A 15577-nucleotide genomic window follows, 5' to 3' on the forward strand; every position below is an offset into this window, starting at 1 on the left:
GATGTATAAGTTAGATTCTTCTTTTCTTTTTGTTGATAAAGAGATTAGTCTAGAAATTAAAGACTTTACAACGTTTTATGCTAACAGAGTCTCTAATATGAAGCAAAAGTTGTTAGAGATCGTTCGCTAGTTATTTATAAACAAACTTTTAAAGGGTGTGTTGACTTGGAAGAATATGAATTAACCGACTATTTAGCAGCTAAGAAGTCATTAGTTTCAACGCTGCATAAGATTGAGCAAGCACTTATCTCACTAGAAGAAAAACAAGCCGCTGGTGGAAATCTAAAAGCACAGATTACGTTATCAAAAGAACGTGTCAAGGCATTGAAACTTTCTTTGGCATTGATTGATCGTGAAATTACAAAGCTATCATAAAAACAGAGCCAAAACATTATACCTGTTTTGGCTCTGTTTTTTTAGAGATTTTTAAAAAGACTTAACAAAGCGATTGTTCTGTTTCTAGTTGGTTCATTGAGTACAGCTAATTCCTTTTGCTGCTCATCGACAGAGACATCTTTCAAGGAAAGCAACCGATAGATTAAACGCAAATCTTGGCGACGAACTTTTGGCAGATGCTGCATTAAAACTTGATTGAAATCAGCATTCATTTGATTGATACCGATTAGAGGGTCTTTTTGGAGGGTATAATTAGTCAAATAATGATTGAAATCTTGCATCGCAGCAATCGCTTTTTCAGGTAAGAGTCCATTGGCCCAAGTTGCTGTCAATAAGACAAAGCTATCGGTTTCAGCTAGTTCTTGTTGAAAGGCGGTAATTGTGGCATTTAGTACCTTCTCTTGTATCTCCTCAAACACAGCTGGTTCATTTTTTTTAATCCGTAAAAAATAATTAGTGAAGCCATCGCTATTTAATAGATTTAAATCAATCGCTTTGAACCAATTGTAGTGATACGAATTTAAATAAGAATATGTTTTTTCTTGTTTTGTTAAGCAAATCTCTTTTAGTTCATTAGTTGTCTTCATACTTTAAGTCCTTTCTTTTTATGATAGTATACTACTTTTTGGCAAGCCAATCTTTTTGTCTCTTATTTTGATTCAGTTATACTGAAAATAGGTCATAATTTTGAAAGGAAAGTTTATGAATGAATTGATTACTACGTTTACTGAAAGAAAAGATGAACTTTTATCGGCGATCTTTGAACATTTAGCAATTTCATTGAGTGCGTTGTTGATCGCGATTGTGATTGCAATCCCATTAGCGATCTTACTGAGTCAGCGGAAGAAAACAGCAGAAGTCGTATTACAAATAACGAGTATTTTGCAGACGATTCCTTCGTTGGCTTTATTGGGATTGTTGATTCCTTTTGTCGGTATCGGGACAGTGCCAGCATTGATTGCTCTTGTAGTCTATGCACTGTTACCGATTTTTCAAAATACGTACATTGGTTTAGCAGAGATTGACCCATCGATTGAAGAAGCAGCCGATGCCTTTGGGATGTCACGCATGCACAAATTGCTGCGCGTCGAATTGCCGATGGCGATGCCAGTGATCATTTCTGGGATTCGTACTGCTTTGGTGCTGATTATTGGGACAGCTACATTAGCTGCTTTAATTGGTGCCGGTGGTCTAGGAACATTTATTCTTTTAGGAATCGATCGCAATGATCCTAATCTAACTTTGATTGGTGCAATCAGCTCAGCTTTACTTGCTATTATTTTTAGTACACTAATCCGATTTTTACAAAACCGCAGCGGAAAAGTCACCTTGATTACATTAGGCATTATCTTTTTGAGCATCGGGGGGATTTTCTTCGCCCAAAATAACCCGATTGGTCATGAAACAGTGACAATCGCCGGTAAACTCGGTGCAGAACCGGATATTTTGATTAATATGTACAAAGAAGTCATCCAAGAAGAAGATCCTTCAGTTACGGTGGAATTAAAACCCAACTTTGGAAAGACGAGTTTTTTATTTAGTGCCGTAAAAAGTGATCAGATTGATATTTACCCCGAATTTACGGGAACGGTGTTAGAAAGTTTAGTGAAAGTACCAAAAAATACTCCAGAAAATCTTTCACCTAAACAAACCTATCAAGAAGCAAATGACTTGTTAGACACACAATTTGATATTCAGTTATTAAAACCGATGGCTTATGAAAATACTTATGCTTTAGCTATGAAGAAAAGTGAAGCAGAGAAACGAGGAATCACAAAAATCTCAGAATTACGTGGGCAGCAAGAGCAATTAAAAGCCGGATTTACTTTGGAATTTATCGATCGGCAAGATGGCTATCGCGGAATTCAAGACAAATATGATATCAAATTAAGTTCTGTTCAAAGTATGGAGCCAGCATTGCGTTATCAGGCAATCAATAATGGAGATGTCGATGTGATCGATGCTTATTCAACAGATAGTGAGCTCAAACAATACGACTTAGTGACCTTAGAAGACGACCAACAGCTTTTTCCGCCGTATCAAGGGGCACCTTTAATGAAGAAAGAATTTGCTGAGAAACACCCCAAAGTCGTGAAAGCTTTAAATCGATTGGCCGGTAAAATCACTGAAGAACAAATGATTGAGATGAATTACCGTGTCAATGTAAAAAAAGAGCAACCAGCTAAGGTCGCTCACGACTTCTTGGTGAAAGAAACTATCATTGGGGAGGGAAATTAGATGGAATCGATTATTGAATTTAAAGATGTCAGCAAAGAATTTGAAGGCAATCTTGTTTTGAAAGATTTAAATTTAACGGTAAAAAAAGGGGAAATTTTCGTTTTAGTAGGACCTTCTGGGAGCGGAAAGACAACTTCGTTAAAAATGATCAATGGATTGATTGAACCTACTGATGGTGATCTTTATTTTAAAGAAAAACGCATCAAAGATTATAATCTTCAGAAATTACGTTGGCAGATTGGGTATGTTTTACAACAAATCGCCCTTTTTCCAACTATGAGTGTGAAGGAAAATATTGAAGTTATTCCAGATATGCTTGGTTGGACAAAGGAACGGCGCAAGAAAAGAGTCGACGAGTTGCTGCAAGAAGTAGATATGGAACCTGAACAGTTTAGAGATCGAATGCCAAGCGAATTGTCCGGTGGTCAGCAACAAAGGATTGGGATCATCCGTGCCTTGGCATCTGAACCGGATATCGTTTTGATGGATGAACCGTTCAGTGCACTTGATCCAATTTCGCGAGCAAGTTTGCAAGATCTTGTACTGAAATTGCATCAAAAATTAGGGAACACGATTATTTTTGTGACTCACAATATGAAAGAAGCGATGAAGATTGGCAGCCGAATTGCAGTGATGCATGAAGGAAAATTAGTCCAATGCGATACCCCAGAAGAGATTCAAAAACATCCTGCAAATCAATTTGTCGAAGAATTTTTTGATGAAACGACCGATGAAGTGTACGCCCAAACCCTTGAAGCGTTATATAATGGCGGATTTTATCAAAAAACAACATCGGCTGACACTGCTTTAAAAAATTTATCACTCGATACTAGTTTGAGTGAAGTTTTTGAATTATTGACTGAACAAGATGCCTTTTTGATCAAACAAGACGAAAAAATTCTAGGATTGATTAATCGAAGTGACGTTTTCTGCTTTTTAAGCCGGGAGGGATAATGATGGAGAAATATGATGTGATTGTGATTGGTAGCGGACCAGCGGGAAATTCAGCTGCATATGCGTTAAAAGAACAAGGAAAAAAAGTGGCAATCATTGAATCGGATCTATGGGGCGGTACTTGTCCGAACCGCGGTTGTGATCCTAAAAAGATGTTGATGAGCGGAGTGGAAGCTCAAAAACGAATTGCAACTATGGTCGGTAAAGGATTTGATCAAACACCAAAAATTATTTGGGAAGAGTTGATGGCTTTTAAGAAAGAATACACCGATTATGTCCCGCAAAATACAAAAAAGGGCTTAGATACTACAGGAATCGATTCTTTTGAAGGACAAGCGGAGTTCATTGATGCAAATCATATTAAGATCAACGAGCAAAGACTAGCAGCAAAACAGTTTTTGATTGCCACTGGGCAACGCCCGACTAGACTGCCGATTAAAGGAAAAGATCTATTACAAACCAGTACGGATTTTTTAGAGTTTGAACACTTACCTAAAAAAATAGCATTTATTGGCGCCGGTTACATCGCTTTTGAATTAGCAATCATCGCTAATGCTGCAGGTTCTGAGGTGCACATCATCCATCACAATGATCGACCATTGAAAGAATTTGATTACGAATTGGTGATGGATCTTGTTGAGCACATGAAATCTGCAGGCATTCAATTTCATTTCAATATAGAGACTACCGCAATTGAATCACTGCATTCACAGTACCAAATCAACGGAGAGCGCTTTGAATTGATGGTTGATTGTGTGATTGGAGCAACTGGACGTATCCCTAATCTCGAAGGATTGAATCTAGAAAAAGCGGGAGTTGATTACGACAAAAAAGGAATCAAAGTCGATGATCATTTACGTACGACACAACCAAATATCTTTGCTTGTGGTGATGTTTTAGCTAAAAATCAGCCTAAACTGACACCAGTCGCAAGTTTTGAAGCTGGGTATGTGGCTAAGGCAATGAATGGGGCTAGTGATTTGATTGACTACCCGTTGATTCCAACAATCGTTTTTGGTGATCAGCGTTTAGCCAGAGTCGGGCTCAGTGAAAAAGAACTTACTGAGCATTCGGCGAATTATCATTCTCAGACAATCGATTTGTCTAGTTGGTATACGTATCGCCGAATCAATGATCAAGGTGCAAAAATAAAGTTTGTCTATGATGAGACAGATACAATCGTTGCAATCACTTGTTTGAGTCAAATCGCTGATGAACTCATCAATTATCTGTTAATCATCTTATCGAAAAAAATGAACCATGAAGAGATTGAAAAGTATATCTTTGCTTATCCCAGTCCAGCTAGTGATCTTTCATATTTTATTTAAAACAGAGGGCGACCTCTGTTTTTTTTTCGGCAAATATGCTAAAGTTTACGAAAATACGTTCCCATGGTGAGATTATGAAAACAACATTAACACAAGAAATTGAAAAAGCTTTGTACTATTATTGTATTGAACTCGGCGGAATCGTCGTAGAAGAAGTCACTATGCCCGATGATCAAGGTATTGTTGATACGCTGGCCTGTTTTTTTAAGCCGAATGCTGCAACAGAATGGCGCTGTTATGAGTTGAAAATTACAAAGGCGGACTTTTTCTCAAAAGCTAAACTTTCTTTCATCGGCCATTACAATTATTTTGTACTGACTGAAGACTTATATGAAAAAGTACAAGAAGACATTCCGCGCGAGATTGGGGTCTTAGTCTATCGTCCGTATCATCAAGCTGAGGATCTGCCGGCAGCTGGGACTTTTTTCATCGCAAAAAAACCAGTAAAACGCACATTGCAAGTTGAAGAGTCAGCATTGACGCAACGATTCATGGCTTCATTATTTCGTGAAGTGCAAAAAGCCAAACGAATGTCTTATGGAACCAGCTATTTTTCGACCGAGCAACTTTACAAAGAGTTACGCCGACGTTTGGCTGAAAAAGATAGTTTACAAGCAGATAATTATTACCAGCGATTTATTGAAGATGTCCAATTAGCTCGAATCGAAAGTTTGGAAGAAGAGTTGCGGGCATTAGAACAAGATTATGAATTTCTACGTCAGCAAAGGCAACTTCGAAAAAGACCGACAGAACCATTGGAGTGATTTGATGTATTATCCTTATTTGCGGGGAAAGCAGTTTGATTTATTGGCCCTTAATGCGTTGATCAATGAACAGCGCTGGTCAAAGAAAATTCGACCAATCATTGAACCCGTTCGTGATTCAGCAACTTTGAAAAAAACACTTGAATTATTCGATAAAAATGAATTTGTTTGTTACCTAATTTCGAATCCGCAAGTTGGAACAGCAAAATTTTTTAATGAACGACGTTTTGACTGGCAACTAAAAGCAGTTTCTAGTGTAAAAAATGCAGAAATCGTAACACAAGAAAATCCATTTGAAGCAGGACTTTACGTATTTAATACCCATTCTCCACGAAAATTAGAACAAGCCAATTTCTCACAAGAAGTCCTTTCGGTTATTCCAGATCAAGGTAGATTTAGAATTTTAGAAATACCAAATAAAATTTTACTCAGAGAAGCCTTTCAAACACGAAAAAGTGTTGCAGATTATGGGGAAAAAGAAGATGATTTTTACAGTGACGAACATCTTTATCTAGAATCTGCTTCCAACGGATTTAGTGATTATACAATCGAAGGCAGCCATTACTTTGATAAGGGCGGTCCTAGTCGTGCTATTGCGCTGCACATTAGTTATTTTGATGCGTATCTCAATTTAAGAGTCCGGCATTTTGTGTCTGACAGCAATGAAAATGCACAAGATCAAAAAGGAAAATTTTTTGAAGCGTTAGAAAAATTAACGACTTGGTATTATCGAAATCAAGATCAGCTGCTATTGACTCTTGGATTAGCTGAATTATTGAATTATCAAGAAACACAAAAATTCCCTGGTCTAGGAACGATCAAAAAGTGGACATTGGCGCATCATTTAGAATTAATTGGCGCTTTTTTAGAGCAAGGCGATCATTGGCAGAAAGGGTGGTGAAACAATGGGCTATGAAAAAGAAGCGTTTATGAGCAGAGGGAAAAGAGGCAAGCAAAATGAAGATATAATTGATTTTCGTTTAAGTACATTAGCCGATATTCCCCAAATCGGCAGTATCATCAACGATGCGAAGCATTATTTGAAAGAACAAGGTTCCCCTCAATGGCAAAATGGGCATGAACCTCATGAAGCTGTTATTCGTGAGGACATCCGAAAAAAAGCCAGCTATGTGCTGACGCTAAATGATGAAATCGTCGGAACGATTGCGCTGATTGCAGAAAAAGATCCTAGTTACGAGGCAATCGAAGGCTCCTGGCAAGGTAATGGACCTTATGTCGCACTGCACCATACTGCTGTCAGCCAAAAATATCGTGGAGCTGGTTTAGGCAAACAGTTATTGATGCAGGCGATAAAGCAAGCACAAATTTTAGCTTATCAAGATATCCGGATTGATACGTATCCAAAAAATCAAGCAATGCTCCATTTGATTGAGCAACTGGGTTTTATTTATCGTGGAATGATCTATTTTCCTTTTGAACATGGCGAGCGCAAGGCTTTTCAGCTAATTTAGTGCCTGGCGTAGCTGGGCTAGCATATCATCTAAAGATGTTTCTCCGTCAATTTCGATTAGATTAGGAAACTTTCTTAAACAAGCCAAGTTTTCTTGATCTGCTTGAAATATCGCTGTGCGACGGGCTAATTCTTCGGCAGTAGCTCGTTTTTTTAGCCGATTAATAATTGTTTCTTTCGAAATGTGAATCCAGATTGGAACCATTTGATCGCCGAAAATGCGCTGCAAGTTAAGAAAGCCTGTAGTCGTAATCGGGTCGTAACAGTCGCCTGCAGCTAGAGCTTTTTGTAAGGTGGCTTTAGCAATCCCATAAAATTGCTGGTCATAACAATCATATTCAGCAAATTGTTCCTGTTTTATCATCGTTTCAAATTCTTTTTTTGAGATGAAGAAATAATCACGGCCGTGTACTTCACCTTGACGTGGTGCTCGTGTTGTATAAGAAATAATTTTTTGTTCGGGAGAGAAAGCTCTCTCAGCCAAGCTTGTTTTACCTGAACCGCTTGGTCCAATAAATAAGTAGCAATGATTCATATCGTTAACACGTCCTTTTTTATAGTATAAAGAAGACGAACAAAAGATGCTAGGGAGGACCCTATAATGGAAAGAAGTTCACGCAAGACAAAAAAGAACAAACTGCCGATTATCATCGGCGGGATTATCATCGTGCTCATCGCTGGTTTTTTTAGTATTCGTACGTATCAAGCCAACCAGATCAAAAAGCAAGGTGAAAAAACTGTCACAGCTTTTGTTAAAACACTCCAAGATGGTACGTATCAAAAAACAGCAAAAAATTTAACAGCTGTTTCTATCAAAAAAAGCGGCTATACAAAAGAACAAGTCATTGAAAAATATCAATCAGTTTTTTCAGGAATTGGCGCATCAAATATCAAATTAGATGATTTAGTTGTTGCTAAAAAGAATGGCACCTATCATTTTTCTTACAAATTATCAATAAATACTGGTTTTGGTCAATTAAAAAATCAAGCCTATTCCGGGACATTAAGTGATGACGGCCAGGCAATCAATTGGAAGCCAAATTTGATTTTCCCTGGAATGACCGGTAAAGACAAGATAAATTATTCTATTGATCCGGCGGTCCGTGGTGAAATTTTAGATCGTAACAATCAAAAAATAGCAGCCAATGGAACTGTTTATCAGCTAGGTGTTGTCCCTGGAACTCTCGGAACAGCAGAAGAACGGTCAGCAAAAATTGAAACGATCGCTAAAAGTCTAGCGATTACTGTTAAAGAAGCAGAAGCGACATTAGCACAAAGCTGGGTGCAAGATGATTTGTTCGTTCCGTTAAAAACAACTGCAGAAGCGCCAAAAGAGATTCCAGAAGGATTAGAAATCAAAGAAACAACTGGACGGACCTATCCGTTAAAAGAAGCGGCAGCACAATTGATCGGTTATGTAGGTAAAGTAACCGCAGAAGATTTGAAGAAAAATGCGGATCTTGCTAGTGATAGTCTGATTGGTCGCAGTGGTTTAGAGATGGCTTTAGATAAGCAATTGCGCGGAAAAGATGGCGGTTCATTAGCGATTACTGACAGTAAAGGCAACGAAAAAAACGTTTTACAAAAAATCGAGAAAAAAGACGGCGAGAATATCCAATTAACGATCGATAGCCGTGCGCAGCAGATTGCCTATAACAGTTTAAATGATCAAGCAGGCTCAAGCGTTGCAATGGCGCCGAAAACAGGCGAACTCTTAGTCGCAACTAGTTCGCCGAGTTTTGACCCTAACAAGATGACCAACGGTATCAGCCAAACCGATTATGAAGCGTATAGCAATAATGAAGACCAACCTTTTATGAGCCGCTTTGCTACAGGCTATGCTCCTGGGTCTACGTTTAAATTGATTACTTCAGCGATTGGTTTAGATGCAGGTACTTTAAATCCCGAGGACGCCTTAACTATCAACGGTTTAAAATGGCAAAAAGATAGTTCGTGGGGATCATATCAAGTCACGCGAGTTTCAGAGGTGAATCCAGTCAATCTGAGAACAGCGTTGATTTATTCAGATAATATCTACATGGCACAAGAAACTTTAAAAATGGGTGAAAAAACCTTTCGTGCGGGGTTAGATAAATTTATTTTTGGAAAAGATTTAGATTTGCCGATTGCGATGGATGCCGCTCAAATCTCTAGTAAAGATCAGTTTGGCTCCGAGATCTTATTAGCTGATACTGGCTACGGCCAAGGTCAATTGTTATTGAATCCAATCCAGCAGATCACTGCCTATTCTGTCTTTCCTAACAATGGGACAATGGTGTATCCTAAATTACTTGCTGATCAAAAAATAGCAAACAAAAAAGAAGTGATCCAAGCGAGTTCAGCTAAAACAATTACTGAAGATATGCAAGCGGTCGTCAGTGATGAAAACGGGACAGCTCATAGTTTGGCAGCATTGAATATCCCATTAGCAGCTAAAACTGGAACAGCAGAGATTAAACAAAAACAAGATGAAAAAGGACAAGAAAATAGTTTCTTATATGCATTTGATTCAGAAAATCAAGACTATTCAGTAGTCGAGTTGTTAGAGAATAAGCCTGAAGGAACTTCTGCTACGGATCTTTCCAAAGACTTACTGACTTATTTGCATCAAACCTATCAATAAAATACTTGTCTGAAATGCGGATGCTTGGTAAGATATCCAAGAAGGACGGTGTCTTATGAACAAACGGCAACGAAAAAAACAAGCATATAAGCAATATATTCGTGCAATTTTTGAAGGGTACGAAAACATGTTGGAAGATTCCAGCATCGCTGAATTACAGTTCAGCTATTTAAAAGAAACGACTTACTTGGAACGCGATGACCAAGGAAAGATCCATTTTACTACTAAAGAAAAATAAATTAACAAGGAGACTGTAGCAAACAATTGCTATAGTCTCCTTAACTATAGGTAGCATTTTACCTAAGGCATAGCGGAGAAATTTTTACCTCCGACTAAAGGCTGAAAAAATCATTAAGAGATTCTTGACTTAATAAATAATTGTTTAAGGACAGGTGCTTGACGCAAGAAAATAGCCATAAATGAGTTAAAATACGTATATCAAGATATACAGGAGGCATTACAATGAAACTTCATAAATCGATTTTAATCGCTGGAGTGGGTCTTTTTCTAGGCGCTGGCATAATCAGCCAAAAAGTTCACGCAGCCTCAGATGACGGCGTAATTAATGAATGTTGGGGGAAACCAACATTTGTAGCGGGAGCTGGTTTAAATCAGCAACAACTCAATGAAACGATGAATAAACTAAACATCAATCAAGAAAGTGTTAAAATGGAACAAGCGACTGGGGCAGATTTAGTAAAATATTTAGGTTATGGCAGCGGAGATGACAGTGTCATGCTAAGCTCGGTCGTTGTAAATCGTGAAGATCAAGGAAAAGGAATCAATGTTGAGATTTTAACACCAGAAAATATTACGCAAATCACTGCTGACCAATATAAAAATCCATTAGTTACCGCTGGAATCACAGATGCAACCGTCAAAGTTGCTAGTGTCGTAAAAGTAACAGGGGAAAGTGCTTTGACAGGTGTTTACAAGGCTTTTGAATCAAATGGTGAGACTGTTGATCCTCAACGTGCACAATTGGCACAAACGGAGCTAGATACAACGTCAGATGTTGCACAATCTGTTGTTGATAATGCGAATGAGCAGCAACAAAATCAAGATTTATCTGATAGTGAAAAAGAACAAGCCGATGAAGCCTATAAAGCCCAATTAAACCAGGCTTTGGTAGATATCAAGAAAGATCTAGCTGAACTTAAAGAGAAACAAGGGGAACTAGCTACAAAAGAAGATGTCGAAACGATTGTTAATGATGCGTTAGAAAAAAATAATCTATCGCAATATGTGACAAAAGATGATATCAATAAACTGATTGCTTTAGCTCAACAATATCAAACAACCGATGGCGTGTTGGACAAAGAATCGATTGCACAATTGGACAAAATCAGTAGTGACTTTAAAGGAACTGTCAACAAATTATCAGATCAACTTGGTAAATTTGGTGACTCGCTTAAAGGAACTCTAGAGGATAATCAAGGATTTTTCGCCAATTTATGGCAACAAATCAAAGATTTCTTTAGCGGATTAACAAATTAATAAAAAGATTGTGTCCTGTTTAAAATAGGTCACAATCTTTTTTTAGTTACTTTAATAGTTTATGCTTATCATTATAGCTAGGCTAGGGTAAAATAGAGGAGTGGACTTCAATTCTAGTTAGAATATTTTTTGATTTTCTCTGCTTTGAAGCAATGAACTTATCGTATTCGAGACAATTAATCAAATAAAGGAGGGTCTTAGATGGAGACTCCAAGTAAAAAGGAAGAAATCCAAACTGAAACATCCTTTGATTCAGTGAAGGAATCAGCTTCTGATGTGTTAGGTGGGTTGTTAGGAAAGATCAGACGGTTAGAAGCAGCAATGAAAGCTGAACACATGGGCGATGTTTATCAAATTTATTGGCAAGAACTGCCTGCTTCGATTCAACAATCTAGTAATACCAATCATGAGATGGATAATTTCTTGACAAGCAAGTTAGATCAGGAACTTCAAAAGACATTTCCTTTTATGATCATGCGCGAGGTCATCTCACCGATCTTGATGAATTATCAAATCGGCAGTTATTATCGTGATCGTGCAGTCTTACAAGTAGATGCGACTCAACCAACGATTGAAATTTTACCTGATATCCGTGAACAATGGGAAAAAGTAGTAAATGGGGACTATAAAAAACAATTGCTCGAACTAGAAAACCAACAAGACGACTTCGATGCAAAAACTATTGCTGCACGGTCAGAATTACAAAAAATCAATGATGAGATTGCTCAACAAGAAAAACAAAAGGCTGAATTGGAAGAAACCAAAAGCTTTATGAATCGTAAGAAAGTAGAAGAAGAAATCGACGTCATCAATCGTAAATTAAAAGAATTGACACAGCAGCAAAGCCAATGGACACCGTTTGCTAGTGACCAATTATCAGGAGAATCACAAAAAATCGAATTAGCCAATAAGATTGATAGTTTAGCGTTAGAACAAGCAATCGCCTTAAAAGAATTGCGATTGATCAAGAAACGGTTCGGCGGATTAGAAGAGATGGATGCTGCGCTTGAGAAATTTATCAAGGATTTCTTAGACAAGGGGGCAGAATAAATGGCGGAAGAAAAGAAAAAAATCAACCAGATTTACGATGCGTTAGTTGACTCTGAGGAATCTAATTTAAATATTCAGGAAAAAGAAATTCTCCATCCCGAAGATACAGAATCAAAAGAATCGCTTAAAGCGACTCCTTCAACGAAACCGGTCAGTGATTCTTCGTTGAATTACTATGACAATCGAGAAGAAAATTATCAAGACTTGCTGCTTTTGATCGCTGATGCGGAAAAAGAAATCGCGGATCTTAAATTCAGAAAAGTTTTGATGGAATCGGATTTCCCGACATTATTAGATTATTTCAAGCAGATTTTTATCGACGAAAAATTATCCGTCTCTGCTATCGCCAAAGGGGCGCTACTAGAATATTTCACCTTTGAATTGATCAAACCGTTGCAAAACCAAGAGTTATATCTGTCAACAAATGAATTTTCAACGTGGGAAAGCAAACATTTTAATTTAGCCTATCGTTTGACAAGTACAAATGAGATTCTCTTTAGCTTTATGATGCCCACTTCAGATGGAAAATTCCGTAATGAAAAGATCAAATTAATGGAAGTTGCTCCTGAAACAATGAGAGTGAAGGTGCTGGACAACGCAGTCTTGACATTATTAAAAGATTGCTACAACAAACACATCTACACGAGCGGCCAAAACTCTATGTTCAGTCGTGAGATGAATGACGTTATAGCAAATATGAAAGAATTAGGGTTTGAATTTGAAGAGAATTTATTAGACAATAGCAAGCCGTTAGACCTGTCGGTGGACTTACATCATAAAACCCCTGTAGACGTATTGGATAAGATTTTTATCACTACGATGAACCATGAGGAGTATGATTTTAAAAAGATTGGCGAAAACAGTTACTTAGTCGCTTTAAACGACCATCAAACTGTTACCATTAAGCAATCTGCCGATCAAACTACTAGCTTAAAACTTGATACAGATCGTAAAAACAAATCATTGATCGAATTTTTTGGCAGCTACCCGTTTTTAGTGCCATTAACCATCACGGATAACCAATAAGAGGAAAAAGCAGTACTCATTTGAGTGCTGCTTTTTTGGCCGCTGAATTATTTAGAATCAAAAGAAAAAGGAAGATCCTCTTTGAAAAAAATTAATCTTTGGCAGTTTTTTTAGCGGAAATCACGTTCACTCGTGAAAGTGTAGAAATCCTATGATATACTTTGAAAGTTGATATGAAAGAGTATCAGTTCACCATGTTTGAAAGAGGGTAGAGATTGTGTGTGGAATAGTAGGATTTATTGACCGTTCAAATACAACGCAAAAAGAACAGATTGTAAAAAATATGATGGATACGATTGTTCACCGCGGTCCAAACAGTGCGGGACAATTTATCGATAAAGGTGCTGCATTAGGCTTCCGCCGTTTGAGTATCATTGACCTTGAAGGCGGTACGCAACCGATCAAAAATGAAGATGGCACAAAAATCATTACCTTTAATGGAGAAATCTACAACTATCAAAGTATTCGGGAAGATTTGATTGCAAAAGGTCATATTTTTACGACCCATGCCGATACAGAAGTATTATTGCATGGCTATGAAGAATACGGTGTAGACTTATTACAAAAAATCCGTGGGATGTTTGCCTTTGTGATTTGGGATACGAAAAAACAAGAATTGTTTGGTGCTCGGGATCATTTTGGGATTAAACCACTTTATTATGCCTTGATGAACGGGACGTTTATGTACGGCTCAGAGATTAAGAGTTTCTTACAGCATCCAAATTTTGTAAAAGAATTGAATAAGGAAGCTTTGAAACCATATATGACTTTCCAATATTCAGCACTAGATGAAACGTTCTTTAAAAATGTTTATCGGATTAAAGAAGGGCACTATTTCACTTACAAAGATGGACAGTTAGATATCCAACAATATTGGGATGTCAAAGAACAAGAAACCAATATGACTTTGGAAGAAACGGTGGATTTGATCGATGATACTGTCGTGAAATCTATTGAAGCCCATCGGATTGCCGATGTTGAAGTAGGTTCATTCTTATCTTCTGGTGTAGACTCAAGCTATGTAACGGCTGTTTTACGACCAGAACATTCTTATTCCATTGGATTTGGAGATAACTCATATAATGAATCTATCGAAGCAAAAAAATTAGCTGAGTTAATCGATCTAAACAATACTTCCCGAGTGGTTACAGGAGATGAAGCATTTGAATATTTCCCGCTGATCCAGTATCACTTAGATGAGCCTGATTCAAATCCGTCTTGTGTCCCTTTGTATTTCTTAGCAGAACTTGCCAGTCGTGACGTACGTGTGGCGTTAAGTGGTGAAGGAGCAGATGAATTGTTTGCAGGCTACCAAGCGTATGGGATGAATACTAAGTCTAAAGCCGTTAAAGTTGTTGCAGAAGGCTTGAAGAAATTACCTAAAGGAATGCGTTATTCGATTGCCAAAGGCTTAAAAGGAAAATCATTCAAAGGTGCCTTGCATCTTTATACATCATTGGCACCGGCAGAAGAATTCTTTATCGGACAAGCAAAAGTCTTTGAAGAAGTTGAAGCAGTTGATTACTTACAACCGGAATACCAACAAAGCCCAACTATTAAAGAAATCGTCGATGTCCACTACGAAAAAGTTCAAGACATGTCTGAAATCAAAAAAATGCAGTATTTGGACATGCATCAATGGATGCCAAAAGATATTTTGCTGAAAGCTGATAAATTATCTATGGCTAGCTCGTTAGAAGTTCGAGTACCATTGTTAGATAAAGAATTAATGAAGGTGTCAGAAGTCGTACCGACAAAATACCTGATCAATGCTGAAAATACAAAATATGCATTTCGACAAGCAGCAGCACGTCATTTACCAGAAGAATGGTACAATCGTGAAAAATTAGGTTTCCCAGTACCGATTAAAGACTGGTTGCGTGAAGAAAAGTATTATCAACTTGTCCGCAACGTATTCACTCAAGATTTTGTTAAAGAATTCTTTGATCAAGAAAAGATCGTTAAATTATTGGATGATAACTTTGCTGGTACAGTTGATGGACGCCGGAAAATCTGGACAATTTACACGTTTTTAACTTGGTACCAAGTTTATTTCATCAATGAAGGGGTAAAACCCATTCCTACGACGATTGCGTAAGGTGATTGACAAATAACAGCGGCCACGTTAAACTAAAAGTAAGGAAACTTAACAAATTTATGAGGTGTTTTTGGTGAGTGTAGTTATTTAATTTGGAGCAACTTGATAGCGAAAAAAAGACTGTTGATACAG

General features: G+C 37.6%; 15 protein-coding genes. 13 read left to right on the plus strand and 2 right to left on the minus strand.

The genetic code is table 11. The features are described from left to right. The first annotated feature begins 165 nt into the window (after positions 1–165). Positions 166–375 carry a hypothetical protein gene (locus P7D84_RS04410; protein ID WP_311805212.1) on the plus strand — a complete coding sequence of 70 codons (210 nt, stop codon included), beginning with the start codon at positions 166–168 and terminating at the stop codon, positions 373–375. Positions 376–416: 41 nt separating this feature from the next. On the opposite strand, the gene P7D84_RS04415 is transcribed toward P7D84_RS04410, so the two are convergent. Then, complete coding sequence (locus P7D84_RS04415; protein WP_311805213.1) at positions 417–983, minus strand: hypothetical protein; 567 nt, start codon at positions 981–983, stop codon at positions 417–419. A gap of 115 nt (positions 984–1098) precedes the next feature. On the opposite strand from P7D84_RS04415, the gene P7D84_RS04420 reads away from it, so the two are divergent. The 6 genes from P7D84_RS04420 (at position 1099) to P7D84_RS04445 (ending at position 7152) form a co-directional block, all read left to right on the plus strand. After that, entirely contained in the window at positions 1099–2634 is a 1536-nt protein-coding gene (locus tag P7D84_RS04420; RefSeq protein ID WP_311805215.1) for an ABC transporter permease/substrate-binding protein, read from the plus strand. Next, complete coding sequence (locus P7D84_RS04425; RefSeq protein ID WP_137603081.1) at positions 2635–3588, plus strand: ABC transporter ATP-binding protein; 954 nt, start codon at positions 2635–2637, stop codon at positions 3586–3588. A gap of 2 nt (positions 3589–3590) precedes the next feature. Next, on the plus strand, positions 3591–4916 hold the full coding sequence (locus tag P7D84_RS04430; protein WP_311805217.1) for a dihydrolipoyl dehydrogenase family protein: 1326 nt from the start codon (positions 3591–3593) through the stop codon (positions 4914–4916). Positions 4917–4990: 74 nt separating this feature from the next. After that, entirely contained in the window at positions 4991–5680 is a 690-nt protein-coding gene (locus P7D84_RS04435) for a hypothetical protein (RefSeq protein WP_311805219.1), read from the plus strand. A gap of 4 nt (positions 5681–5684) precedes the next feature. Continuing rightward, on the plus strand, positions 5685–6581 hold the full coding sequence (locus P7D84_RS04440; protein WP_311805221.1) for a sce7725 family protein: 897 nt from the start codon (positions 5685–5687) through the stop codon (positions 6579–6581). 4 nt (positions 6582–6585) lie between these two features. Beyond that, positions 6586–7152, plus strand: coding sequence for a GNAT family N-acetyltransferase (locus P7D84_RS04445; RefSeq protein WP_311805223.1), 567 nt, complete (start codon positions 6586–6588; stop codon positions 7150–7152). Here the strand turns inward: P7D84_RS04445 and P7D84_RS04450 are convergent. Then, a complete protein-coding gene (locus P7D84_RS04450; RefSeq protein ID WP_311805225.1) occupies positions 7144–7686 on the minus strand; it encodes a guanylate kinase in 543 nt (180 codons plus the stop codon). The genes P7D84_RS04445 and P7D84_RS04450 overlap by 9 nt on opposite strands. 66 nt (positions 7687–7752) lie before the next feature. Here P7D84_RS04450 and pbp4 point away from each other — a divergent pair, with 66 nt between their 5' ends. The 6 genes from pbp4 to asnB all read left to right on the plus strand — a co-directional run bounded on the left by pbp4 (position 7753) and on the right by asnB (position 15445). Beyond that, positions 7753–9774 carry a penicillin-binding protein PBP4(5) gene (gene pbp4, locus P7D84_RS04455; RefSeq protein ID WP_311805226.1) on the plus strand — a complete coding sequence of 674 codons (2022 nt, stop codon included), beginning with the start codon at positions 7753–7755 and terminating at the stop codon, positions 9772–9774. 55 nt (positions 9775–9829) lie between these two features. Further along, positions 9830–10012, plus strand: coding sequence for a hypothetical protein (locus P7D84_RS04460; RefSeq protein ID WP_137603088.1), 183 nt, complete (start codon positions 9830–9832; stop codon positions 10010–10012). A gap of 224 nt (positions 10013–10236) precedes the next feature. Beyond that, complete coding sequence (locus P7D84_RS04465) at positions 10237–11271, plus strand: DUF1002 domain-containing protein (RefSeq protein WP_311805228.1); 1035 nt, start codon at positions 10237–10239, stop codon at positions 11269–11271. Positions 11272–11472: 201 nt separating this feature from the next. Then, positions 11473–12321 carry a hypothetical protein gene (locus P7D84_RS04470; protein WP_311805231.1) on the plus strand — a complete coding sequence of 283 codons (849 nt, stop codon included), beginning with the start codon at positions 11473–11475 and terminating at the stop codon, positions 12319–12321. Beyond that, positions 12322–13347, plus strand: a complete 1026-nt coding sequence (locus P7D84_RS04475) for a hypothetical protein (protein WP_137603091.1) — start codon at positions 12322–12324, stop codon at positions 13345–13347. It begins immediately after the preceding gene. Positions 13348–13564: 217 nt separating this feature from the next. Then, positions 13565–15445 (plus strand): asparagine synthase (glutamine-hydrolyzing), encoded by a 1881-nt coding sequence (gene asnB, locus P7D84_RS04480; protein ID WP_311805233.1) that lies wholly within the window; start codon positions 13565–13567, stop codon positions 15443–15445. Positions 15446–15577 lie beyond the last annotated feature (132 nt).

It is taken from the genome of Enterococcus dongliensis, assembly GCF_031927985.1.
Lineage (GTDB): Bacteria > Bacillota > Bacilli > Lactobacillales > Enterococcaceae > Enterococcus_A > Enterococcus_A dongliensis.